Source organism: Paenibacillus sp. DCT19 (assembly GCF_003268635.1).
Classification (GTDB): domain Bacteria; phylum Bacillota; class Bacilli; order Paenibacillales; family Paenibacillaceae; genus Paenibacillus.
Genome location: NZ_CP029639.1, coordinates 3,309,379 through 3,335,752, shown reverse-complemented (window position 1 = coordinate 3,335,752; position 26,374 = coordinate 3,309,379). Strand labels below are relative to the sequence as shown.

Annotated in this window: 25 protein-coding genes and 2 pseudogenes; 9 read left to right on the top strand and 18 right to left on the bottom strand. The window is 41.9% G+C overall.

The features are described from left to right. Positions 1-129 precede the first annotated feature (129 nt). From DMB88_RS31220 to DMB88_RS15150, 4 genes are all read right to left on the bottom strand, one after another. The gene (locus DMB88_RS31220) at positions 130-543 is read right to left on the bottom strand and encodes an alpha/beta fold hydrolase (RefSeq protein ID WP_254438185.1); all 414 of its coding nucleotides are present in this window, start codon (positions 541-543) and stop codon (positions 130-132) included. Beyond that, positions 543-1,022: an alpha/beta fold hydrolase gene (locus DMB88_RS31215; protein ID WP_254438184.1), complete on the bottom strand. Its 480-nt coding sequence runs from the start codon at positions 1,020-1,022 to the stop codon at positions 543-545. Before DMB88_RS31215 ends, DMB88_RS31220 begins: the two co-directional genes overlap by 1 nt. A 33-nt stretch (positions 1,023-1,055) precedes the next feature. After that, positions 1,056-1,682, bottom strand: a complete 627-nt coding sequence (locus DMB88_RS15155; RefSeq protein WP_128102021.1) for a DUF2239 family protein — start codon at positions 1,680-1,682, stop codon at positions 1,056-1,058. A gap of 294 nt (positions 1,683-1,976) precedes the next feature. Next, on the bottom strand, positions 1,977-2,489 hold the full coding sequence (locus tag DMB88_RS15150; protein ID WP_254438596.1) for a helix-turn-helix domain-containing protein: 513 nt from the start codon (positions 2,487-2,489) through the stop codon (positions 1,977-1,979). 253 nt (positions 2,490-2,742) lie between these two features. Here DMB88_RS15150 and DMB88_RS15145 point away from each other — a divergent pair, with 253 nt between their 5' ends. The 4 genes from DMB88_RS15145 (at position 2,743) to DMB88_RS15130 (ending at position 6,149) form a co-directional block, all read left to right on the top strand. Then, on the top strand, positions 2,743-3,636 hold the full coding sequence (locus tag DMB88_RS15145; RefSeq protein WP_128102020.1) for an MBL fold metallo-hydrolase: 894 nt from the start codon (positions 2,743-2,745) through the stop codon (positions 3,634-3,636). Between the two features lie 37 nt (positions 3,637-3,673). Further along, positions 3,674-4,675: an alpha/beta hydrolase gene (locus DMB88_RS15140; protein WP_128102019.1), complete on the top strand. Its 1,002-nt coding sequence runs from the start codon at positions 3,674-3,676 to the stop codon at positions 4,673-4,675. Between the two features lie 122 nt (positions 4,676-4,797). Further along, positions 4,798-5,187 carry a Rid family detoxifying hydrolase gene (locus DMB88_RS15135; protein ID WP_128102018.1) on the top strand — a complete coding sequence of 130 codons (390 nt, stop codon included), beginning with the start codon at positions 4,798-4,800 and terminating at the stop codon, positions 5,185-5,187. 41 nt (positions 5,188-5,228) lie between these two features. Next, a complete protein-coding gene (locus DMB88_RS15130) occupies positions 5,229-6,149 on the top strand; it encodes a DMT family transporter (protein ID WP_128102017.1) in 921 nt (306 codons plus the stop codon). Positions 6,150-6,486: 337 nt separating this feature from the next. Here the strand turns inward: DMB88_RS15130 and DMB88_RS15125 are convergent, their stop codons facing one another. After that, positions 6,487-7,116, bottom strand: a complete 630-nt coding sequence (locus DMB88_RS15125) for a sugar O-acetyltransferase (protein WP_128102016.1) — start codon at positions 7,114-7,116, stop codon at positions 6,487-6,489. A gap of 69 nt (positions 7,117-7,185) precedes the next feature. Beyond that, positions 7,186-8,562: an MATE family efflux transporter gene (locus DMB88_RS15120; protein WP_254438595.1), complete on the bottom strand. Its 1,377-nt coding sequence runs from the start codon at positions 8,560-8,562 to the stop codon at positions 7,186-7,188. Positions 8,563-8,684: 122 nt separating this feature from the next. Here DMB88_RS15120 and DMB88_RS15115 point away from each other — a divergent pair, with 122 nt between their 5' ends. Further along, the gene (locus DMB88_RS15115) at positions 8,685-9,575 is read left to right on the top strand and encodes a helix-turn-helix transcriptional regulator (protein WP_128102015.1); all 891 of its coding nucleotides are present in this window, start codon (positions 8,685-8,687) and stop codon (positions 9,573-9,575) included. A 92-nt stretch (positions 9,576-9,667) separates the two neighbouring features. On the opposite strand, the gene DMB88_RS15110 is transcribed toward DMB88_RS15115, so the two are convergent. The 3 genes from DMB88_RS15110 to DMB88_RS15100 all read right to left on the bottom strand — a co-directional run bounded on the left by DMB88_RS15110 (position 9,668) and on the right by DMB88_RS15100 (position 11,807). Beyond that, positions 9,668-10,468: an HAD family hydrolase gene (locus tag DMB88_RS15110; protein WP_128102014.1), complete on the bottom strand. Its 801-nt coding sequence runs from the start codon at positions 10,466-10,468 to the stop codon at positions 9,668-9,670. A gap of 337 nt (positions 10,469-10,805) precedes the next feature. Then, the gene (locus tag DMB88_RS15105) at positions 10,806-11,171 is read right to left on the bottom strand and encodes a DUF4180 domain-containing protein (RefSeq protein ID WP_128102013.1); all 366 of its coding nucleotides are present in this window, start codon (positions 11,169-11,171) and stop codon (positions 10,806-10,808) included. Positions 11,172-11,234: 63 nt separating this feature from the next. Further along, positions 11,235-11,807 carry a TetR/AcrR family transcriptional regulator gene (locus DMB88_RS15100; protein ID WP_128102012.1) on the bottom strand — a complete coding sequence of 191 codons (573 nt, stop codon included), beginning with the start codon at positions 11,805-11,807 and terminating at the stop codon, positions 11,235-11,237. Between the two features lie 228 nt (positions 11,808-12,035). Here DMB88_RS15100 and lpdA point away from each other — a divergent pair, with 228 nt between their 5' ends. Further along, positions 12,036-13,406, top strand: a complete 1,371-nt coding sequence (gene lpdA, locus DMB88_RS15095) for a dihydrolipoyl dehydrogenase (RefSeq protein ID WP_128102011.1) — start codon at positions 12,036-12,038, stop codon at positions 13,404-13,406. Between the two features lie 318 nt (positions 13,407-13,724). Here the strand turns inward: lpdA and DMB88_RS15090 are convergent, their stop codons facing one another. Next, positions 13,725-14,885: an MFS transporter gene (locus DMB88_RS15090; protein ID WP_128102010.1), complete on the bottom strand. Its 1,161-nt coding sequence runs from the start codon at positions 14,883-14,885 to the stop codon at positions 13,725-13,727. A 125-nt stretch (positions 14,886-15,010) separates the two neighbouring features. Here DMB88_RS15090 and DMB88_RS15085 point away from each other — a divergent pair, with 125 nt between their 5' ends. Beyond that, positions 15,011-15,916, top strand: coding sequence for a LysR family transcriptional regulator (locus DMB88_RS15085; protein ID WP_128102009.1), 906 nt, complete (start codon positions 15,011-15,013; stop codon positions 15,914-15,916). 236 nt (positions 15,917-16,152) lie between these two features. On the opposite strand, the gene DMB88_RS15080 is transcribed toward DMB88_RS15085, so the two are convergent. The 5 genes and pseudogenes from DMB88_RS15080 to DMB88_RS15060 form a co-directional block, all read right to left on the bottom strand. Next, positions 16,153-16,527: an SMI1/KNR4 family protein gene (locus DMB88_RS15080; protein ID WP_254438594.1), complete on the bottom strand. Its 375-nt coding sequence runs from the start codon at positions 16,525-16,527 to the stop codon at positions 16,153-16,155. Between the two features lie 17 nt (positions 16,528-16,544). After that, positions 16,545-17,140, bottom strand: a pseudogene (locus DMB88_RS15075) (SMI1/KNR4 family protein). Positions 17,141-17,470: 330 nt separating this feature from the next. Then, a pseudogene (locus tag DMB88_RS15070) lies at positions 17,471-18,261 on the bottom strand (SDR family NAD(P)-dependent oxidoreductase). 51 nt (positions 18,262-18,312) lie between these two features. Beyond that, positions 18,313-19,368: an AraC family transcriptional regulator gene (locus tag DMB88_RS15065; RefSeq protein WP_128102008.1), complete on the bottom strand. Its 1,056-nt coding sequence runs from the start codon at positions 19,366-19,368 to the stop codon at positions 18,313-18,315. Positions 19,369-19,599: 231 nt separating this feature from the next. Beyond that, positions 19,600-20,988 carry a serine hydrolase gene (locus DMB88_RS15060; RefSeq protein WP_164848700.1) on the bottom strand — a complete coding sequence of 463 codons (1,389 nt, stop codon included), beginning with the start codon at positions 20,986-20,988 and terminating at the stop codon, positions 19,600-19,602. A 159-nt stretch (positions 20,989-21,147) separates the two neighbouring features. Between DMB88_RS15060 and DMB88_RS15055 the strand changes: the two genes are divergently transcribed. Further along, positions 21,148-21,630, top strand: a complete 483-nt coding sequence (locus DMB88_RS15055; RefSeq protein WP_128102006.1) for a hypothetical protein — start codon at positions 21,148-21,150, stop codon at positions 21,628-21,630. Between the two features lie 171 nt (positions 21,631-21,801). Here DMB88_RS15055 and DMB88_RS15050 read toward each other — a convergent pair whose 3' ends face one another. The 3 genes from DMB88_RS15050 to DMB88_RS15040 form a co-directional block, all read right to left on the bottom strand. Then, positions 21,802-22,056, bottom strand: a complete 255-nt coding sequence (locus DMB88_RS15050) for a hypothetical protein (protein ID WP_128102005.1) — start codon at positions 22,054-22,056, stop codon at positions 21,802-21,804. A 342-nt stretch (positions 22,057-22,398) separates the two neighbouring features. Continuing rightward, positions 22,399-24,138, bottom strand: coding sequence for an ABC-F family ATP-binding cassette domain-containing protein (locus DMB88_RS15045; RefSeq protein WP_128102004.1), 1,740 nt, complete (start codon positions 24,136-24,138; stop codon positions 22,399-22,401). 377 nt (positions 24,139-24,515) lie between these two features. After that, entirely contained in the window at positions 24,516-24,938 is a 423-nt protein-coding gene (locus DMB88_RS15040) for a MerR family transcriptional regulator (protein ID WP_128102003.1), read from the bottom strand. Positions 24,939-25,108: 170 nt separating this feature from the next. Between DMB88_RS15040 and DMB88_RS15035 the strand changes: the two genes are divergently transcribed. Continuing rightward, on the top strand, positions 25,109-26,230 hold the full coding sequence (locus DMB88_RS15035) for an NADH-dependent flavin oxidoreductase (protein ID WP_128102002.1): 1,122 nt from the start codon (positions 25,109-25,111) through the stop codon (positions 26,228-26,230). The last annotated feature ends 144 nt before the right edge of the window (positions 26,231-26,374 follow it).

Below are 26,374 nucleotides of genomic sequence, written 5' to 3'. Positions count from 1 at the left end.
CTCTCTTTAGTCGCAAACATAAAAAACCTGAAATACGTATAACGTACTTCAGGTTAGATGAATTCTCTGTCGAATTATCTTTTTCCGATCAATATATTCTACTGAACATCTCGGATTCGATATAACGAGTTACTCCTTGCCACGGGCAACTCGTTCAATACCATCTACAATCGTTGCATACAGTGGCGTTGGCATATCATGACCCATGCCTTCAAGCAACATAAGCTCTGCATCTGAAATGGCTTGTGCCGTATCCTCACCACAGGCTGGGACAAACATCGGGTCGTCTAGACCATGAATAACTAGTGCAGGAACCTTCACTTTTGACAAAAGAGGACGACGATCACCTGATACGGCAATGGCGGCAATTTGACGCCCAATACTGCCTGGATCATACGCTCGCTGAATCTCCTCTTGAATGAGCGAACGATACTCGTCCTCATTAAAAGGATAGCCTGTTCCGGCGATACGTTTGGCAAAAGCAACGCTCTGAGCCAAATATCCAGCCTCATCCTTCATCGGATTCGGTGTAGGCCGAGTCATCAAAGCCATAACTTCGGGGATGTTGGTGGAAGTGCAGGATTACCTGTCGTTGACATGATGGAAGTCAGGGACAGAACTCGATCAGGATATCTGCCAGCTACTAGCTGGGCAATCATGCCACCCATGGAGCGGCCAACGACATGTGCTTTTTTGATCCCGAGGACGTCAATCAGCCCGATTGCATCGTCAGACATATCATCGAGTGTGTAAGGAATTTCGGGGCTTTGTCCCGACATCAGTGTTCTGGCAAGTGCTTCAAAATCCAGCGTAGCGTATTGGTTAAAGTGTGTGGATAAACCCGTATCACGATTATCAAAGCGGATAACTCTGTAACCACGATGCGCCAACATTTCACAAAATGGAGCTGTCCAACGAATCATCTGCGTTCCAAGACCAGCAATCAATAGAATCGTTTCGTCAGTTTCGTTGCCGTAGCTATCAAAGGCGAGATCAATACCATTCACCTTTAAAATACTCATTGCTTTCTTCCCCTTCATTTTAAATATAACGAGTCAATTCAGTGGCGACTCCTCATCTTCTTTAGCGAATGCATTCTCGGCTAAACTTCTGACATGGTCTCTGATATCAGGTGACCAGTCTTCGATACATTGGTACAACAGCTCCTCATTGCCAGCATAGAGTGCTCTCAAAGCTTCTTCGTGGTGTGGGAAATCACCAGCCATTGCCGTCATAAAACGATAAGTGGCTTCTTGCGCAGCGCGAAGTCTGCTCTCTTTTTCCCCAGAGCGACGAGCTTGATCGATCATTTTGCGTAAAGTTACCGAGGCTCCTCCGGGTTGAGATTTTAGCCAATCCCAATGTCGAGGAAGCAACGTAACCTCACCGGATACTACCCCCAGCTTAGGACGTCCAACCCGCCGTGTCGGTTGTTCATTCTCTTCCACATCCGGTACATCTCCAGCTTGATTGTTTAATCGCTGAAGTACCTCAGCTGCACTTCCACGGAAATCAACATCAATCGGCTTTCCAGTTGAGTTGTCAAAGATCAGCAACTGCGCGATCTCGCCATCCTCCAGTGTATCCTTAACGTTTGCAGCAACTTGCTGTAATGTCCCTTCGGCAACGCGCTTATTTCCTAGAAAGGCAGTACAGTTTATTAGGGTCGATACAGTTTGCATGTTATCCCTCCTACTATTCAGTTCTTGATATAATTATACCCGGGTAAAAATAAAAGTCAATATTACCCGGGTATAATTATGGGATTCAACCTATACATCAGAAAATGTAAATCTGAGTATGTTCTCGTAAATTTTAAACATCGTATCAAAGTCTCGCCTCCGCCTTAAAGGGTCGGATACAACAAAAAAAAACCACGCTAGTCGTGGTTTTTTAAAAGTCGGTTAATAGGATACAATCAACTTTTGGAAACAGCATTAACGTTTAAAAAGTAGGTGGCGTCACTACGGCAATGACTACGGTTTCTCCTTTCGATACATTCTTATAGCTATGGGTGTTCTAGCATCAAAGTAGATGCTATCTCCCTCTTCCAGCGTATATCTGTCATTTCCAAGCACAAACTCTAAGCCACCCGACTGCACATATAGAAATTCCTCGCCCTCACTGTGCCCTACACCAATATCTCCTGATGTCGCACCTTCTTCAAGAACACCCATTAATGGTCCCATCTTGTTTTTACTTCCCTCACTAAGAGAAAACCACGTAATACGAGAGCCTTCAGAATGAACCAGCGGTTTACGTTCATTTCTTCTCACAACAACGCTGTGCTCTTTCTCTCCGAATAGATCGGTAAAATTAACGTTCAACGCATTTGCGATCCGTTTGAGCACACTGATGGATGGATTTGCTTTGTCACGTTCTATTTCGCTAAGAAACGATAATGAAATGGAGCCTGTTTGTGCCACTTCTTTAAGCGTTAATTTCTTTTGCTTACGTGTATTTCGGATAACCTCACCAATCGAATTCATGCTGCATTCTCCTACATATTCATTTTTTTCGCTGTCAGCGAAATTTATATCCTGATATTAATCAAAATATCAAGCAATAGCAAGCATTCTCACATAGGTTCAATTACGGTGTAAAAACGTTGATTTAACAGCATTATTGAACTAAGATTTTAGTAAGGCTAATGTGCAAATACGTTCCCGGGACATTTACACATAATTCTTTTATATACAGGATTTCATTTTCAGCGAAATTTTAACGAAAGCGATGTGGCATATGACAAAGCTACCTAAGATTTACACCGTAGGTGACACTACCGTAACCAGAGTTACTGAAATGGTAATCCGTGGTGTTCCACCTGAAGTTTATTTCCCAGGTACATGGGATCCTACTTTTTTGCAAACGAAACTGCATTCTCTTCCTGAAGGCTTGATTGATGAAAATTCACAACTGATTGTGAGTATCGGCACCTGGGTCGTGAAGACGCCCCATCATACGATTCTTATTGATACTGCTACAGGTAACGATAAAAACCTGCCACTCAATCCGGATCTTGCTAATCTGCAGTTGCCTTATCTTGAACGACTTCAAGAGGCAGGCGTTACTCCAGAAGATGTCGATTACGTGTTATTAACTCACTTGCATGTGGATCACGTCGGATGGAATACCAAGCTTGTTGATGGCAAATGGGTACCGACATTCCCGAATGCCAAATACGTATTTCCGTTTAAAGAACAAGAATATTACTCCAGTGAGGCAAGCCATAACAAAGAAAATGAAGCCAATTTCAATGTCTATGAAGAAAGCGTACTTCCTGTCATAGAGGCTGGTTTAACCGAAACGATCGGCCCAGAAGGCGGAAAGTTTTTAGATCTATTTACATTTATCCCGACGCCGGGTCACAGTATTGGACAGATGTCCATTCGTCTTTCATCAGGTGGGGAGGAAGCTCTGTTCGGCGCCGATATCATGCATCATCCATTCCAGGTATTAAGACCCGAGTGGAATTCGATGTATTGTGAATTTGGTGATCAGGCTCTCATCTCGCGTCGCTGGGCGTTAGAATACATTGCGGATCGTCCCATTATTTATTTCAGTACCCATTTCCCAGAGAGCTCTGCTGGTTATGTCACCCGAAGCGAAGATGGATTTAACTGGCGGTTTATATAATATCATCTAATTCATCAAAGAGAGGCGAGACCATATCATGTCTAACAACACATTTAATACATCGATCTCCATCGTATCTGAGAATTTTAAAATAGCTAGTGATACGCCGGGGATTGAATTATCCGTCCTTAATAAACGTCCTGCATCTATGAATGAGTTCACGAATGAGAAAACAATCGTCATGGTTCATGGTGCAACTTATCCGGTAGGCAGTCTGTATGATGTGGAGCTCGACGGCTTTTCCTTCCTAGATTACCTCGCTAGTCACGGCTATGATGTCTATGCAGTTGATGTACGTGGCTATGGCGGATCCACAAGACCACCAGAAATGGAACAGCCTGCGGATCAGAACCCTCCACTTGTCCGCACAGAAACTGGCGTTCGTGATTTCGGATCGGCTGTAGACTTTGTCCTTAAACACCGTAATCTATCCAAGGTTAATATCCTTGGGATGTCTTGGGGAGGTACGGTAGCTGGGGCATACACAAGTCTTAACAACAATAAGGTAAACAAATTAACTCTAATCGCTCCGCAATGGCTCAGCACGAAGCCGATCCCGATTGATACTGGCGGTTCGCTCGGCTCTTATCGTCTTGTGCCCGCAGGATCTACGAAGGAACGCTGGTTAAGTGCTGCTCCTGAAGGGAAACGTGACGATCTGCTTCCTAAGGGTTGGTTTGAGAAATGGGTCGAAGCAACTCTCGCGACTGATCCTAATACTCAGTCCATCCATCCTGATCATATTCGCGCTACCAACGGACCGATCCTCGACATTCGTGAGTATTGGACGGTTGGCAAAGCGTTCTATGAACCGAAAGACATCACTGTACCTGTACTCCTCGTTCATGCGGAATGGGATATTGATGTGCCGTTAGATTTGGCACAAAACTTCTTTACTTCCTTAACCGGAGCTACTTATCGGCGTTGGGTGGAAATTGGAGAAGGTACCCATATGGTACTGCTTGAGAAAAATAGAGTTCAGGCGTTCCAGGCCGTTCAATCATTTCTAGATGAGAATTTCACACCGGCGGGTCAATAACAACGCAAGTAGCGGATATGAAATCGATCTGACACCCGCAGCTTATGGCTGCGGGTTCTTAATTACACAGTACTTAAACATGGATAAAAAATACGATGTATCTGTAGAGGAGGAACTTCATCATGAGTCACACAGTCATTACATCAGCACATGCGCCGGAAGCCGTCGGTCCTTATTCACAAGCAATAAGACATAACAATGTGTTGTACACTTCCGGCATGCTCCCGATTGATGCAGAAGGTCAATTGCAGGAAGGCATTATTGCACAAACCGAGCAGATCTTCACGAATCTAATACATGTGTTGTCTGAAGCTGGATTCACGCTGGAAGACGTTGTGAAAACCTCTGTTTTCATGACGAACTTAGAGCACTTTGGGCAAATGAATGACATTTATGGTCGCTTTTTCGATAACCACCATCCCGCAAGAACTACTGTTCAGGTGGCTAAGCTCCCTCGTAATGCTGAAATCGAGATTGAGCTGGTTGCGATTAAGGGTCAGCCTATCCAATAAGCTGATTGAGTTAGCTAAATTTTGAAAGAAGGCGCAGCGGCTTGCGAACTTATCTGCTTCTTATATTCTGTGCGACGCTTTACGGGAGCAACTTCGTATTCGGTTCACTCTTGCTGCAGGAGTTTCCTGCAATGCATCTTTCCGCATACCGACTTGTCATCTCCTCCATGTTCCTGATGGGCTATCTGATTTTGTCCAAACGTATGATACGGTTGACTGCAAGGGACATCATTTACCTCATTCCCATTGCCTTCATTGGAATGCTGCTTCATCAGGTATCCTTTTTTACAGGATTACAGACGATCGATGCAACGACAGCTTCACTCATATTATCGCTCTCTCCTATCTTTACTGCTATACTAGCGAGAGTTTTCTTAAGAGAATCATTCACTTTACGCATGGCGGTCGGATCGTTGGTTGCACTTACTGGTGTATTTTTTGTAGTTAGCCAAGGTAAAGGATTACATCTATCCCTAACAACGGGTATGGGAATCATGTTTATTTGCATGCTCGCCTTCTCCGGTTCTACGATTCTAATGAGAAAACTCACGCAAAAAATGGATGCTCTCCAAGCGACTGCCTATTCAACATTGCTCGGCTGCCTGCTTGTATGTCCGGTGGCTCTATGGCAAGAGCCGAATGAGCAGAGCTCTCATTCCTTGGGATGGTGGATTCTCTTGATCGGTTCTGCTCTGCTCATTCAAGGTTTATGTGCAATCATTTGGAATAATCAAATTCGCAAAGTTGGCGCTGCCAAAGCATCCGTATTTCTGAATCTGCAACCCTTTGTCGCTATGGTGCTTGGATATCTCATTCTAGGTAATCCAGTCACTTTTACACAGGTCGGTGGTTCCATCCTTATTGTAGGTGGCGTAATTCTTTCTACTCTGCAGAACATGTCTAAATACACTTCATATAACAAAATATTAACACCGAGTACAGAGAAAAATAATTCGATTTGACGATTTGTGCCCAGCCAGAACATAGGACATGCATACAGACACCTAATCACAAGCAAAACAAAAAGCAACCAACTCATTGAGTCGGTTGCTTTCTTCATTTTATTTAAAATTATAATCTTCTGTTTTTCTTAATTACATCCTGTCATTGTGCTGATCATTATGATAAGCAGTTTCATTAAAATTATGTTCAAACTTCTTTTTCATGTTATTAGCGATTATATGGGTTCGACGGGTATGAACAATGGCTCTAACGATAAAAAACAGAGCTAGCAATACAATAATTGAATAAAGGATATACATAGACAAACTCCTCTCCAGAAGGTAGATGTCACTTCTTTTACCACTCAACCTGATCAAAACGCATGTCTTTATAGTAGAATTCTCGATCATGCTCCGTAATCTCACGAAGGACTCTGCATGGATTCCCTACAGCAATTACGTTTGCAGGGACATCCTTCGTTACAACACTGCCCGCACCAATGACACTTCCTTTGCCAATGGTGACTCCTGGTAGAATAATTGCTCCGCTTCCAATCCAAGCCCCATCTTCAATCACAACGGGTAATGCAAACATCCCACCTTCTTTGCGCTTCTCAGGGTGTACAGGATGACTCGTCACCGCAATCGTTACATTAGGGCCAAACATCACATCGTCCCCAATCGTAACTTTATAATCATCAACCACGGTTAAATTGAAATTGATATATACATTATTTCCTACGGTCGTATTTGACCCGTATGACATACGAAGTGGTGGCTCCATCCACACATTTTCGCCTATGCTACCAAAAAGTTGTTTCATTAAGTTCTTGCGCATTTCAACATCATCTGGGTGCAAATTATTGATTTCATAGCATAGTGCTTTACCTCGCTGGCGTGCTTTGGCTAACTTTGCAGCTTCTTTTGGGTAATTGGAATCGTGATCTGTAAACAATTGTTTGCTTGCCATACGTTCTTGAATATTCATACCATCTTCTCCTTTATGAAAAGCTAATATTTATAAGAGTAAATTACATAATCCTTAGTGAATTTAAGGTTATGTAAAGTTTCTAGTTAAATTGTTAAGCCATTTAAATTGACGATATCGAGTCAGAGCAATAGGAAGTTTAATCAACTCATCTAGACTAATGACGACATATAAGAAAATGGGAGATACTTGCCACACAAACGCACATAGATAACTAAGGGGTAGAATAACAAGCCACATCACAACTGTGTCACACCATAATCCAAACTTGGAATCTCCACCAGCCGGGAATATCCCCGCTATGGTTGTCGAGTTAAACGATTTGGCAATACAGTAATACGCACTAATGTATAACATCCCGTCTAGATAACTTTGAGCAACCGGGCTCAAATTAACGATGGAATATACCAAAGGTTTGATCAGTAATATCGTGCAGCCTGCAATGATTCCAAAAATCAAAGCGTAATAACACATGTAGTTACCTGCATACCTTGCTTTCTCCATTTGACCCTGTCCCAGATACTTTCCTACAAGCACAGAGCCACCCGTAGCTATACCTCCACAGAGAACAATGGCCAAATTTTTAACTACAGATGCGATGGAGTTTGCTGCTACCATATCGGAGTTTACATGTCCTATAATGGCAGCCGTAGCGGTAAGCGCTCCTCCCCATACGATATAATTCCCCTGCACTGGCAGTGTATATTTCAAGAAATCCTTTAATAGATTACGCTGGACACGGTCGCGTACCGGTAAACGAAAACGAATGCTTCCTTTGGTTAAAGAATGAATCACACAACATGCCAGTTCAATCATACGCGCGAGCACCGTGGCAAGAGCTACAGCTCCAATCGCAAGTTCCGGATTCGATGGGAATAGTACAAAAATACAAATGGCATTAAATATAATGTTTAAGACCAAACATAAAGAACTAATCCACGCACTGAGTTTGGCATTTTCCATACTTCGAATCACACTCAGATACATCTGCGATAATCCCATCACAAGGTAAGAAAAGGAATTAAATTGTAAAAACCTTGACCCATATTGAATCAGTTCAGGATCATTGGTGAATAAGTGCATCAGGGCGTCGGGAACCAACAAGGAAGACAAGAAAAATAGAATCGATATACCTAAGGAGAACACGCAGGCAATACTAAGAATGCGCTGTATGGTTGCTGTATCCTTCTTCCCCCAGTACTGAGCCGTGAGGATACTCGCCCCCGCTGCCAATCCCATGTAAAACAATGTTAAAGTAAACGTGATTTGACCTGCGAGTGATACGGCTGCCATTGCAGATTGACTAATCATACCCAACATAATTACATCTACAGATATCACCGTTGCTGATATTAGGTTTTGTAATGCAATGGGGATCACAAGCGATATTAACTCTCGATTAAAGTCTTTTTTGCCGAAACCTTGAAGTTGCATGCGTTTTCTCACGTATATCTGTCCTCTCTCTTGTTTTCCACAATATAAGAATAGGACACAATGATTGTTGTTTCCATCAATATTGGCTATACTTTTATTAAAATCGTATACATTTGTGTAAAGAGGGATTCTCGATGACAGATTTAGAGGTGTTCTCTGATTTATCAGAACGGTTGAATTACAATCTTCCTGATTTACCGCTTTATGTCCGCAAGGGAAACCTTCATCAATTTAACAATCATGCAGCAGTTGCACATTGGCATGTGGATCTGGAGTTTATCTATGTATTAAAAGGATCAATGGATTTCTCTGTGAATGGAAGTATCACTCGATTGCATCCAGGCGATGGACTTTTTGTAAACAGCCAACGTTTGCATTATGGTTACGCTGTAGAGGATCACGACGATTGTACCTTCCTTGTGGTCGTTATTCATCCCTCTATCCTTGGTGAGAAAGCTTCATATATACAAACGTACTGGGCGGAGAAGTTCAGTTCCAAGATGGCTGATTTTGTAGTGTTAACGGATCAGGTGGGCTGGCAGCAAGACGTATTACTGTCCATTCAGGAACTCTATCGGGAAATGCACACGGAGCATACACATGCCAATCCACTGCGTTTGGTAGCCCAAGCGCTATCGTTATGCGCTACAATTGGCGATCAGTTAAAGCCTATCTCAGGACAAACTGGCGTATTAACGCATGTTCAGGAAATGACTCATTTCATTCACCAGAACTATGATCAGAAGATAACGCTAGAGGAAATCGCATCTGCAGGAGCTGTCTGTAGAAGCCGTTGTTGCCAATTGTTTAACAAATATGTAGGTCAATCGCCGAACAACTATGTCACTCAATATCGCCTTCAGAAAAGCTGTGAAATGTTAAAAGAAACACGGAGGTCGATAAGTGAAATTGCACTTGCCTGTGGTTTCCAAAGCTCCAGTTATTATTCGTCCATTTTCCGTAAACAAATGGGCGTAGTTCCACAGCATTATCGCAAACAAGTGTCGAACAACGATTCTACCTAACGTTTCATATCCAATCATATCCAATACAAATAGGGCAATCATATGATTGCCCTTGTCATTTTGAACATGCATTACCTGTGGGTAGACAAGTATTACTGCAAATCCAGTATTTTTTGAACCGTTAGAAGAACGCCATTCTCTTCGTTGGATTTCGTAATGAAGTTTGCTGCTTTTTTCGTATTATCACAAGCGTTACTTACTGCAAAACTATATTTGGCGATAGCCATCAACTCCACATCATTCTCACCGTCACCGAATGACATTGTTTCCTCGTATGTGACACCCAACATTTCTTGCAGCTTCTTAACGGTCTCTCCTTTGTGGGTGTTCAATGCCGTAATATCCAGCCATTTAGCCTCTGAATCAACAATGTAAATTTGTCCACTCAACGTTTCCTCCACATGCGCTCTCAATGCTGTACTGCGTCCTTCTGTATCAAAGACCGTAATTTTAATAAAACGAGTTTCGATCTTTTCAAAGGAATCGGTTTTAATCACACGTTCATAAGATCCTTTAACCACTTTGTACATATCTTCTGAAATGGAAGAATGAACATAAGCCGCATCGCTTGCACATACGATTAGAGTCATCGTTTTGTCGAAGTCCTGAATTCGATCAATCGCCTTCAAAGCGAGATCCTTATCAATGCTGAACTCTTTAACGACTTCACCATCTTTTTTAATTCGGGCTGCACTGTCACCCAAAATCCAAACACCTTTGCCATGCTCATCAAACAATTTCTCTACACGTTCACATTGTTTCCCGGTACATGCGACGAAGGTAACTCCTTTTTGCCGCATCTCTGCATACACTTGTTTGAAAAGCTCGACATCGTACGAACCTTGATTGTTTAGAAACGTTCCATCTAAATCAGTAACTACCAGTTTAATCATTGTGATGACCTCCATGTTTTAGTATGCCCACTTGGTGATTTTGGTTGAGAAATCCTCCTTTATTCAAACACTTTATAATGTTTATTTATTAAGTGTCCAAAAAAAGGTCATCATGCATTGATTAAACAAGAATGATGATGTGATCCCTCCTTACAAAACAAGATTAAGTGATGTAACTGGTTCCACGTCAACATTTTTTTCGTCGAGAATATGCGTTCCCTCCCTTCCATACAGTGATCATAAGTCCCTACCGTTTCACCGCGCTAGGTTTGTCATATATTAGCGTAAACTAAAAAGCCGCTTGCCAGCAGCTCAATCGTGTCTTATTTACACCTACTCAAGCCTTACTTAGTTTCTCAACAGCTTGTTCCTCATCTGTCAAAAAGAAGATATCTGTTCCATTATTGCTCTCATAGATAAAGTCCTTCAGACTCTTGTTGGTATACGTTGAGAAATCACCGATGATAGCCAGCTTCGTTTGATAATTAACAAACTTTTGAAGCACTTCTCCAGCGAGACGTGTTTTCAAATCAAAAAATTCATCACTTACTTCCGATTTGTTTAAAATGATAAGGTTAGAATCAACTTGATACCTGACAGTTGCCATTAAATCAATCGCAGACTGAACATCGATTATTAATTTTTCACGACTAGTTACATAGGCAATCTGAAGCCCATTCACATCTATTGTTCTTATGTCCATGATCCTCTTCTCCTCTTTTCCCATTCTATTTTTATTTTCATTCGTACGATATTAATAAAGAATTCATTCGTAAACTGCTATTATTTGTAATGCCTGCGTCTTACCTGCCAGTAGCAACTGATCACTGAACGTTGAATCATTGACGGCTCGAGCCAGAGCGAGTGTGCCTACCATGATGTTTACCAGCGCATAACCGGTAAAAGCATCAAACCCAGCCACCTCCGTAATAAAGTCCATAAATCGCTGCAATTCTTGGGTATAGGCTTGACGAACCTCCTCGGATAATTGGGCAATCTCTCCCGAGAGCGCAGGAAGAATACAGCCTATTTCCGTCTGATCCCGATGAAGTGGACTTAAATAAAATTCAATGATCGCTTGAATTGCCGGTTTATCTTTGTTTTTATCAGCTACTTTTTGCAGCATGTCAATCGTATCGCTAATGGCAAACTTACAAGCTTCAATCACAAGTTGCTCTTTGTTCTCAAAATGGGAATAAAAGCCGCCATGAGTCAGGCCCGCACCTTTCATAATGTATGGCAAACTGATGTTACGAACGCCATTGGTTCGGAATGCTTTGGCAGCACTTGAGATAATATGTTTTCTAACTTTTAACTTATGCCCCTCTGGATATGGCATCCTTTCTCTCCTCCTTTGCTTTTTTCATTTTCCTCAGTTGAGTAGGTACTTGTTTCGTTAGCTTATCTAAGCACTTTTTAAAATATTATAGACATCATATTTTTGTTTGTCAATTTGCTGGAATGTCCTATCCTCGTCGTGAATCAAAAGCATTTATGTATTGACTCCTATAAAATATGATGGATATAATATATTATGATCATCATATTTTATAGGAGGTACACAATAATGCATGATGTAAACACGGTAGATACCTTAGTTATTGGCTCAGGTCCGGGAGGTTATGTGGCAGCGTTACGTTCTTCACAGCTTGGCATGAAGACAGCTATTGTGGAGCGAGATCATTTAGGAGGCGTATGTACACATGTAGGTTGCATCCCTTCCAAGGCACTCATTGCCGAAGCGGAACGCTTGACTATACGCAGACAATGGAGCGATTTTCACGGCGAAACTTCATATACAGAGGCTCAGACCTTCAAGCAAGCGATCGTGAGCAAACAGGCTGGAGGTGTAGAATTTCTCTTGAAATCAGCAGGTGTTACTGTGTTAAAAGGTGAAGCAAGCTTGATTGATTCGCATACAGCTGTAATTCAGCATCCCGAATCTGGTGACCAACAAATCACTTTCAATCATCTTATATTGGCAACAGGCTCCCGCCCAATTGAAATTAAAACCCTTCCTTTTGGTGACCGTATCCTGTCCTCCACCGAAGCACTGGCTCTGCCTGAAGTCCCTAAACGTCTTGTTGTTGTGGGCGGTGGTTATATTGGTGTGGAGCTTGGACAGATGTTTGCCAGATTTGGAACAAAAGTGACAATACTAGAGGGCGGCGAACGAATATTACCCGGATTCGAAAGTGAGCTTGTAGCCCCAGTAGTTCGTCAGCTGAAAGAAGATGGCATAACCCTAATTACAGGAGTAAAAGTTACAAGCGCGAGTCAGCATACAAACGGTGTCGATCTCCACTATCTACTTCAAAACGAACAATGCAATGTGCAGGCAGATTACGCGCTCATTACCATTGGAAGAAAACCCAATACCGATGGAAGATTAGGCTTGGATCGCATCGGCTTGCCGGTTACAGATCAAGGACTCATTGAAACCGATGCACAATGTAGAACAGTCATTCCTCATATTTATGCCATTGGTGATGTGATCAAAGGTCCCGCATTGGCTCACAAAGCGTCCTATGAGGCTAAAATTGCAGCAGAAGCCATCGCAGGTAAGTCCTCCATTATCGACTACAAGGCAATTCCACTTGTTGTGTTTTCCAGTCCGGAATTAGCCAGTGTTGGAACTAGTGAGACCATGTGTAAGCAAAGTTCAGTGCCTGTTGTTATCGGAAAAGCCGCTTTCTCCATTAATGGCCGGGCACTCGCACTGAAAGAAACCGCAGGCTTTGTTAAGATTGTAGCCCATGCGACAACTGGTCTTGTATTGGGTGCACAAATCGTAGGTGCTGAAGCATCTACCCTTATCTCCGAGCTTGCCTTAGCCATAGAGATGGGTGCAACCGTAGAAGATTTGACAATGACCATTCATCCTCACCCAACGATGGGGGAAGTGATTATGGAGGCAGCAGATCATGCTAGCCGATAAATGGAAAAGCAATAGGCTCGAGTAACACCTGGTTTACAACAACTTATAACAAATTAATAACAGCTGTATTTTTGGGTTTAATGTTTTCTCGGAAACAGCGAAAGGTATAATATGCCCCTCTCTCTGGTTCAACGATTGCTATATAATCCAACGTCAAGTTACATGGGTACGATGGTCATTGGATTTCTGAACATCATAATACTAATGATCATTACGGGGGCGGCAGGAGCTATAGCTCCCCGTCTTCGACGAGAAGGGCAACTACTGACGGGAGCATCACCCTTTCACCTATGGATTCGAGTTATGCCCTATGCAGGATTATTGAAGAGATCCTCCTTCCGCCTTTTTTCCTAATGCCATGGATAGCTGAACACCAATCATTAGCATTACAATGACCAGCATGGCAATAATCGAAGCGTTAAATTGACCTGTTAGATCGAACATCCATCCAATAAAAAGTGGCCCAAAAGCACCCAGGATATAACCTCCCATCTGTGACATAGCCGACCAGGTTCCCGCTTCCTCTGCGCTACGCGTTTCCATAATGGGCAGCATCAACGCTAGAGGAAATAATCCGCCAGCACCGATCCCTAGGAAAAGCACGGCTGGAAGCATGGGAGCCGATAATAGAAGTAAAATCAGACCAACGAGCTCTGATATACTGCACAAGACAAGTAGTAATTTAGGATTACCTGTACGATTCACGATACCTGGAACGAACAGAGCAACCGGAACTTGAATCAGGGTGAACAGGGTCAGCAGCATTGCAGCGTATTGCGAACTGTAGCCAAAACTAAGCGCAATGGGCGAAATCCAGGCCGTTAAGGCATAGAACACACTAGCCATGAAGCCAAAGAACAAGGTAAATTGAATTGCTTGTTTGTTGCCGAGCGGTAGTCTGAGATGCTGAGTCTTATTGCTGGAATGTTGTTTGTGCCGTAACAGCGCCATCCACATGATTAGAGCGATAATTCCTAAGATAGCCCAAGATGACATAGCGAATGGCAGGTTCTTCTCGCTTTGAGCATAGATCGGAATGGTTAAGCCTGAAGCAAGTGCTGCACCAATGGTCATAGATACTGAGTAAATGCTGACAACACCCGGACTCGTTGGAAAATACTTTTTGATAAAACTAGATAATAAGGGTCCGGCGAAGCTGATGCCGACCCCTCCTGCCAAAGCAGTCACTAAGAGTATTGTGATCGATTCGTTAATACCACGCATGATCGTAGCCACGGTGATGAGAAGTAACGCAATAAATAGTGTGCGCTCCAAACCAAAGCGTTGGCTTAGCCTTGTGGCAACTGGGGCAAACAGCCCCATACATAGGACAGGCAATGTGGTCAGAAGGCTAGCCGTCAAAGCGCTAATGCCTAGCTCGGATTGAATAACACCCATCATGGAGGCAACCGATGTAATGATAGGGCGTAGATTCAAAGCCGCTACAAATAGAGCGAATAAATAGAATGTTTTTTTCATAAGACTCTTTCCTTTCCATTCGTGTTGAAGTCACTATGAGTATAAGTCGGCTTGAACCATTGATCAATCCAATAATTCGTATTATTATGATAGTTAAATACTATGATTAGTAGAAAGGAAACTCTATGGACACTCGAAACATTACGTATTTTATGGCCGTCTTCGAGCAACTTCATTTCACGAGAGCCGCAGAGTTACTTGGAATTTCACAGCCTACACTGAGCCAACAGATTCGCCTGCTTGAAGCAGAAGTAGGTATGCCGCTTTTTGATCGGATTGGTAAAAAAGTAGTCGCAACCGAGGCTGGCAGGCTGCTTCATCAATATGGCACCAAAATGCTACAGGCTGAAATGGATGCGAAGAATGCGATTAAAGAATTGCGATCCGAGAATCGTGGAACCATTCGGCTGGGTGTGTTACCGTCCGATCTTGACTTCCAGCTCGTTCCGTTGTTCGTTGATTTCAAGAACCGTTATCCCGAAACTAGCCTGCAAGCATTCTCAACGATCTTCGTTCGGGAAGAAGTGCTTGCCCATAAAGTAGATCTGGGGATTGGACTGTGTGGCCCTTCGGACAAACGACTGGTTCAGCTTCCGCTGGGAAGTGAGCCCTACGAATTGTTTGTTCATTCAGGTAGTGAGCTGGCGAAGCGGCGTGAGGTTACACTCAAAGAACTGACTGGGTATGCTCTGGTGATGTACCCGAAGGGGTATTTGGGGAGAGATTTGGTGGATATTGTTTGCCGAGAACAAGGTTTTGAATTAAATACGGTCATGGAGGTAGGTTCCGCTTCCTCGCTGTTACAGTTAGTGGAGGCTGGCATTGGTGCGACCATTCAACCAAAAGAACTGCTGAAGCAACATCGGGAATGGTCACATATCGTATCAATTCCTATTGCTGAACCTGCTCCGATCCGTCACTTGGAGTTAACTTATTATGCTGACCGATTCATCAGCAAGGCACAGCAGCAGTTATCGGAATCACTTATTGCTTTTTTTAAATCCAGAACGGCTGGAGAACAGAATCATTAGAATCGAGAGGTTATACTCTGGACTACACCCAAAAGAAAAAGCCGCTAAATAGCGACTTGGTTAAGATATACTATTGATCACTGGCATCTGAGATTATTGCATTGTCATATCTGCTTACTCTATAACTAATGAATTCGACATAATAAGTTGTAAAAATTCATCAAGATGCTCTGCCACTTTGGTGACTTCTTCAAATTCAGGTTCTTCCCCACGCACGATTGTACCTATTTCGTTGATTAAATCGATGGCATAGAAGGAATAGCCCCATGCACGGAGATGACGATTGGCAGATAATGATCCCACCATGTTTTAATCTCTGATGTCCATTGATCGTCTCCTGCCGCCGCTTCCAAGCTGAGCAGTTCAAATTCATTCCATCGAAACGCAGTATCTGTACTATGATTATATTCATTTTCACACAGGAACCATGTCTGCTCACTTGGTGAGACGCATTGCTTTACAACACGTAAAAACTCTGAATATTCATCAGGGATATTGTTGTATCTTGTTCTTACATCATTATCTAAATTTAAATCATGACTCGATTTGGTGCGAATAACCCATCCTTTGGTTTCAGCCCAAAGGTTAAATTCATGAATTTTACTACTCACATTGCACCTTCTTCCTCCTAATCCTCGTCTTCACTTAGATACACATATTCACCGTCAATAAGCATTTGTAAATACGCATCAAAACTGTTCGCAATTACTGCGTATTCATCAGGGTCATGTAAAAAGCGAATAATCTGACCCTTTACCCCTAGATCAGAAGGGTTAAAATCAATATAAAGTCTTGATGTGCCACCATTGTTCATACAATCCGAGAAATGAATATATTTGCCCGGAAGGAGCCCTTCTGAATTTATTTTAGGGTCAACGGGTTCCTCCCCTCGTCCTCTTCGTATTCCAATAGATAGGACATATCTTCTTCTTGTTTCGAACTTTGGAGCATTTCCTCGGTGGAGAGTAAATAATATGGATATCGACCTTCTTCAACATCCGAGCCTAGAATGCAGACTGTAATTTCTTTGTCTCCATACTTTCTCCAATATGTACCATCTATATTTTCAAGCAAACGGATTAACGATTCTGGACAATCTGGATATTGCGACTTCAGTGTATCAATATCTTCTTGTGTAGCACCATGTGCTATGTTTAAATCATCAAGTTCTTCTGCTGGTAATGCTGCTCTTAAGCCATTTAAAAATTGGTTTACCAAATCCATGATGTTGACCCTCCCAATCAAATAATAAAAGTTTAATAGAAAGTTCATTCAAATAGACAGATGGATAAAGCCCACGCAGTTGTTTTGGTAGAAATGAAATGAGTTCTCCTCATCCATATCTCCGTTATATCAAGTCCAGTTTACCATTTTCCGTTAGTAACTCGCCACTAAAGCTCATAGCCTGCCTGCAAACTGGCATACATTCCGACTTACAACGACAACACACTTTTATCCTTGGACTCGGTAACATCAAACGTAACATCAAAAAAAGCCGATCAATCCAATCGGCTGTCAGTTATAGTGATGAGGTTGTCATGTACTCCAGTACAATTAGTAAATTGTCGGAACCATTCCACCATCCATACGGATCGGTGAACCTTTAAATGGTGTTGCGAACGGGCTGCATACAAATGTCGCAAGTCTGCCAAGCTCGCTTGGTCTAATGAAACGTTGTAACTCCGATTGCGGAAGATTCGCGGCCATGAAGGTTTTCTCTTTCTCTTCAAAGGTCATATTCTCATCCTGTATGACGCTCTCAATGATCTGCTGTACATTCTCTGAGAGTGTCGGCCCAGGCATAATTGTATTGACCGTTACTTCCGTGCCTACTGTTAATTTGGACAGACTCTTGGATAAAGAGAGCAGCATGGATTTCGTTACGGCATATTGAGGCATATGTCCAGGCATTACTGCTTCTTCACTTGCAATAAAGATGATCCGGCCAAAGTTATTGTTCAACATGGTAGGCAGATAAAATCGAGTCAGCGCATCTGCGGATAACACGTTGGTCTGAATGTATTTTCCCATATAGTATCATCTATATCATAATAAGACATCAGCTCATAAATTCCGGTGTTATTTATCAGAATATCAACCTGTGGGAACTTTGCAAATAATGCTTCACGCTCTGCAGAATTAACAATATCGGCTGCTGCATTTTGAGGAGACGTATCTGGATAGGTAGACTTGATTTCATTTACAACGCTCTCTACCTCATCGTAATTCCGTCCATTGATCAGTACATTTACACCTTCTTTGGCCAGTTCTATGGCAATGGCTTTACCGATTCCTTTTGTCGAACCTGTTACCAATGCTGTTTTATGATTCAATCCCATGTCCATAATAGTATTCTCCCTTGTTTGTTCTAGTTGTTGGTTCTAGATGATTGATGATTAATGAGTGTGTCCGCCTGAAAATGAAGGATGATCTCCTGAGTTTGCATATCCCTCCGCATGTTCAATGCGCCAATTGGCAGGTGTATCGCCTTCCCAAGTGCGGAATGCACGGTAAAATGAATTTTGATCCTCATATCCGATTAGAAATGCAACTTCCTTGATATCAAGTGATAAATCTGATAAGTATACCCGTGCCTGTTCATGCCTTGCTTCCGTCAGCAGATGGTTGAAATTCGTGCTCTCATCGGTTAATCGACGCTGCAAAGTCCGATTGCTCATACCAAGTTCCTTGGCAACCATGTGTACATCAGGACGTCCGGCGCTGAAGCTACGCTTCATAATCCATTTGACTGTCTCCGACAAGGAACGATTACCTTGATGTTCATGTAACGTGCGATCCAGTGCAGGGGTCAGAATTTCAAGTAACTCTGCATTATAAGAATGAAAAGGAATATCCAGATCCTTCCGATGTAAGCTCAATCGATTGTGATTAGCATCCGTTCGAACTCGGCATCCAAAGTAACCTTCAAGAACCTGTAAATCTCCCATCGGCTGTGCGAACTCTACAGCGCTAGCCGTCAGATGCCGACCTGTTCCCCGTCGTCCTAATTCGAGCAGGAATGCTAGTGTAATGCCCACTAGTAACGGCGGACAAGATTCATCAGTATCCAACCATTGCAGATCTAGGATGCAATCTTCCCCATCTTCAATGATCTTTAGACTTTCAGGAGGACATAACATTTTATATCGAGCCATCCGTTGCAATGCATCACGATAATCACGTGCGTGGAATGTGGCTAATATAGGTGGTGGGAATTTCGTCACCTCATATATGGTTGCAAGTTGAATCATCCCGTGAGCAATATCACCTGCGAGATCGGAATATGCCTGCCAGATTGCGTAATATTGAGTGATATTCACCGTTGAATCGGAAATAACCGTGAGCGGTAAACCAGCCTTCCGTGCTACATCATGTGAGTTAATGCCGATCTGACGTAGACCTTCCCAAAATCCCGATGGCATCTTGATGCGTTCAAAGGAATCACTTGTCATTCATGTGCACCTCCTTCTGCTGACTGACTAATCGGATGTAAAGCATCCTTCGCTAACTTACAAATATAATGATACTCTTAGCGTTCATATAAGTAACTAGCACAACATGACAACCTACTAACACATTGCGCCACGCTCAATCTAATTATTAATTGACGCATATAACGAGCGAATACGGTTAATTGCAGAGAAGTCATTGTTCTGAGTTTTAGACTACAGTTACTCTGCAACTTAGTTCAATGCTCTATCCAAACGGAATGCCCTGCCCTCTTGATGAATGTGAAGCGCCACAACTTGACCATCCCTATTCCGCTCAAAATCAATGCTTGTATTCAGCCCCTCTGCTGAAAATTTTGCCTCCGATTCGGGAAATAGTCGGATTGGGGACTGCTCATAGATTTGCAAAGACAAGTCATTACCATCTAGGTGGATAGAAGCATGTGGTCCGGATGTTGCTTTATAATCACCCGCGTACTCCTTGAGTATTTTCGGTGATACATCCGCTTTTATTTTGTCAGGAAAATATCCGAGCCATCCGTACTCACGCGCAATAGCATGTTCGAGCTCTCCAAGCAATGCATTACCTTCATTCGAATTGAGCATAATGACCGCACCATAACCGTGATGTTTGGATAAAACCAAACGGGTTACGAAACCTTCATTCCACCCATTATGACCGAAACGGCTTCCTTCCCCTTCCCCTTCAAGGAAAAAGCCGATACCCATATGATTCTCAATCTGAGCAGTTAACATTTCGTTTAGTGTATCCGCAGACAGAATCCCACTCGAATGATGTTTCAGTGTTAATTGCAGGTCAATGCCTATACGAGCAAGATCTGAAGGCGTTGTCCAGAGACCTGCTGCCGCCATTTCGGGGTAGACATACCACTTGCCAGGCAGAGCTCTACCTTTCCAAGGGTGTCCCGCTGCAGTAGTTTCATATCTTTGAGAAGGCAATGGCTGTTCATATGTACTGTTCGTAAGTCCCAACGGGCTGAATATCAACTCGCTCATTATTTCAGCCAAAGGTTGATTCAGCATATCTTCAACAAGCTGTTGTGCGATCGTTGTTCCCCCTCCGGAGTATCTGAATTGCAATCCTGGAATAACATTAACCTCCACAGATGAGGTATTTGCTGGATGCTGTCCATTGAGAATCTGCACTAGCGTGGGAAGTTCATCGGTTCTTTCATAACCTGGAAATCCCTGAATCGTAACTCCCGCACTATGGCTCAATAATTGCCGCAACGTAACTTTGGGCTGCCAACCGGAAACAGAAGGTAGTTTCCAAGATGTCAGATAATTATTCACGTCCCGATCCAGATCTAACTTCCCTTCCTGAACTAATCGCATTACAGCTACAGCAAAAATCGGCTTGCTGACCGACGCCGCTTGGAAGAGGGTCGTTTCGGTGACAGCCTCAGGTTTCCCAGCCTCGCATATTCCGAATCCACGAGCCCATTCCAGTTTGAAGTCATGGATAACTGCAATGGATACCCCGGGTGTGTTGTAATATTCCATTCGATCTGCTAGTGTTGCTTCCTGACCGTATTTATTCTGAAGATGAGTTTCTGGTTGTAAGCGCTTAATAATAGCATCGATTCGTTCTTCAATCGCCATGGACATCGACCTCTTCCCACTTTATGCGTTTTGGATATAATTCAACGAGCCGGCCAGATTCCCCTTTCGTCTCAACAATAAACCGAGCCAGTACAGGGCAACTATTTCATTACTGTAGACGTTTATAACTAAGCAGAGTATGTATAAGGAGGATTGGTCATGACAAAATTATGGATTGTATTTCTTCTAATGGCTTGTGTGTTGACTCGTTATTCCGTTTCCCCTGACTCTCCAGTTATATCTACCTCTACTAGTGAGCCTGTTCAACAAGAAGAAACCAATTTAGTCGGCTACACCAGTAAAGAAGAAATTGCAGCTGCTCTTGATGCAGCGAAGATCGTCAATTTTCACTACATAGATGAGAGTCCCTATGAGGGGGATGAGTTGCAAATTGTGCAGACATTAAATCGAAATATGAAAGGTGTACTGGAGTTTGATGCTGAGGCGGTACGTTCAGCCTATGTCCAAGAACACGCGGTTCACGAGGGGAAATTCAGTCAAGTGTACGGTGCAGTTATTTCGATGGATGAGCCGTGGTTTAACGTGCTTCAAGATGGAAACATTGAAGTATTTGTCAAACAAAAAATGTGTATTTCCATGAGTCTCCCCTACAAGCAGATGAAACTACTAAGTTATACTTAATGCAAAAAGAAGATTCAGCATGGCGTATTCTCTCTATTACGAATTAACACTCCATGCATATAAAAAGTCGTGAGTCTTTATGACCTCACGACTTACTAGTGATCCGATGATTCGATTACAACCACGGTGTAATATGAACTTAATAGCATCGTATGTACTTTTCTAAAAAGCTTATAACATGTGATCTTCTTTCTTTAATTTTCTAATCTGACTCAGTTCTTTCCTGATTTCTAGTACCCGTCTATGCGGCATACTTGGTTTTACTAATTCGGCTTCTACATTATGGTGTCGGATATCCAAATCATTTAATTGTTCCAGAGATGTTTTCTTGGCTGGAGCTGGGCTTACCTGACCTGTTCTAGTCTTGACCGATTTGGATCGCTTCGATTTCATAATCTGTTCAAATACGCTGTCTTCTTGAACCATTGTACATTCATCCCTTAGTCTGTAATGCTTCTATTGTAATCAATCCTTGACAGTTTGCACACTACTAATTTGGCATCCAGTTAATGGTTCCCGATGCTTATCAATGTTTTGTATCTTTATATGGAGTGTCAGATCAGATTTCTCTCCTTTACATACATATCGCTTACGAACCAAAAAATGTTGATCTATACTAGACCAACATTTTTTGGTTTGCTTTCAAATTAAGTTTTTACTATAGATATCAAACGAATTTGTTAACGTCTTCTAATTCCAATCTGTCACACCTGAATTCATTTTAGACCTGTTCGCGGTGACTGACTTTTTCAATCAGAGCCTTTTCAATTAAAGCAGCTTAATGACCTCTTCTAGCTCATCAACCAATACTTTTGCAAGTTCAAAGTTAGTATCTTTCAAAGCCAATTCAATTTTCATTTCAACAGCTTTTTTCTTTTGTTCAGTTTCTAAATAGTCTTTGTTGAAATGGCTGGCATAGATCATCTCTCTAAATTCTTCCATACTCATTTTTCTAATCTTCTTATCTTCAATGATGACAACATAATCCATACCGTTGACTACAGAATAAAAATCATGAGAAATCATGAGAATGGCGCCTTTGTAGTCCACAATAGCTTTCTCCAGTGCTATTTGTGTATAGGTGTCTAAATGGCTTGTCGGCTCATCCAGAAGCAGCACATTTGCTTTACTGGCAGCAACTTTAGCCAATTGAAGCATATTTTTTTCTCCACCAGATAAAGATTCTATCTTTTGATCCAGAATTTCTCCTTCAAAGCCATAGTTTGAAATATATGATCTAATCTCATCATACGTATCAAACCCAGCATCGATGAATTCTTCCAATATGGTGTTAGAATCCTCAAGCATTTCACCTTGAACCTGAGATAAATAAGCCACTTTAACATCAGCATTGATTTCAATTGAAGCATGGTTGTTTTGATAAATTTCTCGGAGCATAGTCGTTTTCCCTGTACCGTTTGCACCGATAATGGCTACTTTATCTGTTGATTTCATCCCAAAGCTCACATTGTCTATAAGCAACTCGTCAAAGGCAACGCTATAATGATTGACGTTTATAACGGGGATATCTTCAGGATCATGCTCCATGCCAAAACGAATATTCGGTTGCTTAATATCAACAAATGGCGCTTTAATTCTACGTGCTTCCAATCTTTCTGTAAACTTAACTCTGGCCTTTAACGCTCTCCCTCTCGATGCTTCTGAATCAACGGTTGCAATCGCTCTAAGGTTAGTGACGATATTCTCGTTTCTCTCAATTTCCTCTTCTTCAGCGACTGCAATTTCTTGTAACTCTATTTTGGTCTGAAGCAATGAAAAGTTATAATCGATAAACCGCCCATCAAACTCTTGGATCTCCGTATTTTCAAGGTGGATAATTTTGTTGAAACAATGATTCAACAGATATCGGTTGTGCGTAACAACCAGCAGCATTCCCTTGTGGGAATTAATAAGATTCTTAAGTGCATTAAGATTTTCAAAATCCAAAAATACATCTGGTTCATCCATAATCATTAAGTCTGGACGATGGAGCATTTCCTTCATCACTTGAATCAGTTTGAATTCTCCACCACTTAAGGAGGAAATGTTAAGATCTTTCAGCTTCATGAGATTAGCCAGGTTTAGCTGCTTATTGATGTTATTTTCGTAATTATCCCCGTCCATCGACTCAAACGCGTCTAACGCCAATTGAACCTTTTCCATCAGCGAATCCATATCCGAAGCGGTTGCCATTTCATCATAAATCGACGTGATTTCTTCTTGGAGCTTGATAAATTCTTCTGCGATGAATTCAAATACAGTCATTTCTTTCGCTTCGTCTACTTGCGAGAACTGACTTACATACCCGATTCTGAACTCGGGGTCTATCTCTAACTTGCCATCATATAAATATCGTTCGGGGTCCATCAGAATATCAATCAGCGTACTCTTCCCACTGCCACTTGTCCCGATAAAAGCGCAATGCTGACCTTCTTCTAATGTAAATGAGACATTGTTATATAAATCTTTTTGCGGAAATGAAAAGGATAAGTTATCAACTGTTATCATCGTGTTACCTTTCTTTCTAACTATAATGGTGACTACTATTCATATCTTGTGAACACAGACTTTTAGAGTAACACTGATTACTCCCAAGTACAATTGCTTTTTATCCCTTACTTTCACCATATTAAGGTCTATAGCTACGTGACATATCCCTTCGCGATCCCTTCCCAAATGAGCTTATTCAGCCCTAATTCTGCCGAATCTACCCGTACTACTTACTCCATGTCATGTTGGACATGAAGCATGTGGGATGATTTCTGGAACATATTTCCGTCAATCTCATCCTTGATTATACAGTTGAGATAAACTACTTGTACCCTTCTGCCCTTCACGCAGTATGCCGCTTACAGCAGAACTTGTCTTCCTTTCTCGTTACTGCATTAATTCACTTTTTTACTCTCCATACCGTGACACTTAAAGTTATAGTCAGGATTACTCATAGCCTCTTCTCTCTGAAGCTCATACATGGCTAGTTTATAGTTAACTTCTTCCAAGTGCTTTAAATTTTTCTCAATATTCTTTTGGACTTCTAATTTATGATTTATCAAGATTTGTTCTCTTAGTCCATAGGTGGCGCTTCCCGATTTAAATAGTTCTTGGTATTCCTTTATTTTTGAAAGAGGCATACCTGTCTCTTTCAGGCAACGAATAAACGAAATCCATTCAATTTGTTGTTCGCTATAGACCCTTCGGCCTTTTTCGTCACGAGCTATATTTGGTAATATCCCTTGTTCTTCGTAAAATCGAAGTGTCTTTGCAGATACATTTAAATTCTCCACTACATATGTCATTGAATGCAACACTAATCTGTCCCCTCCTATAGTTACAGTAACTGTAACTAAATATATATCATAAAGAGAGTGGAATCACAAAAATTCTATGTATATTCACATATGAATATACGCTTGACTTGTCGTATCGGCAACTAGTTAAACTGAAATAGAAAACAGTATATGAGAGAGAGGTTTATGAAATGAAACAAAAATACAGTAAATTATTTGGATCCTTTACATTCAAAAGTGGCGTAACAATTAAAAATAGTATTGTTATGGCTCCTATGACAACCTGGTCAAGCAATGATGATCTTACCATTTCGGATAACGAAATAAAGTATTACACACAAAGAGTGAATGGTGTAGGACTCGTCATTACAGGGTGTACTCATGTTACACCTAATGGGCAAGGTTTTACGAATGAATTTGCTGGGTACAATGATGATTTCACTCCAAGTTTACGTAAATTAGCTAAAGCCGCGAAAAGTGGTGGCGCTCCTGCGATTCTTCAGATCTTTCATGCTGGTAACAAAGCTGTGCCAGGACTGGACGCAGTTAGTTCAAGTGCATTACTACCTGAAGCTACTCTTTTAGGTTCAACTTCACAAACAAGAGAACTATCACATGAGGAGGTCTTGTCGATTGTACAGGCATTTGGAGACACCACAAGACGAGCAATTGATGCTGGATTTGATGGCGTCGAAATTCATGGAGCTCACGGATTTTTAATTCAGAATTTTTGGTCGCCAGCGACAAATCGACGGACAGACCAATGGGGAGGATCACTTGAAAATCGCTTGCGTTTTCCATTTGCAATTATTGAAGAAATCAAAAATGTAAAAAAAAAACATGCTACAAAACCATTCATTATAGGATTCCGACTATCACCTGAAGAATCCTCTAAAGTGGATGGATTACGTATGAAAGACACCTATGATTTAATTGACTTTCTTGTCGGACAGGATTTAGATTATATACACGCTTCATTAGATAATGTGTCTTCAAAGCCCATGGATAGTCAAGATGAAAAAACACGACTTGAATTAATTCTTGAACGCGCAAACGGTAAGGTACCTGTAATGGCTGCTGGCTCCATAAGAACACCGGATGATGCTCTTAAAGCTAAGGAATTAGGTCTGCCGCTAGTCGCCATTGGGCAAGCATTAATTATGGATCCTAATTGGGTTGAGAAGATTGTAAATGAACGTGAATCCGAGGTGGTTTCTGTATTGAACGTTTCGAAACTAGATCAACTTGATATTCCAGCTAAACTTTGGGATGCAATTCAAGCAATGCCAGGATGGTTTAGTATAAGTAAATAAAGATTAGTCCCAGAGGCTACTCAACTCAATTGTCAATCATGACCACCCGTCCAACGGGTGGTTTGCTCTTGGGTCAGCCCCTTGTTTCCAAAATGTGCCTAAAGACGCTAGCCTGACAACAGGTATGTTCAGGCTCAGTGTTTT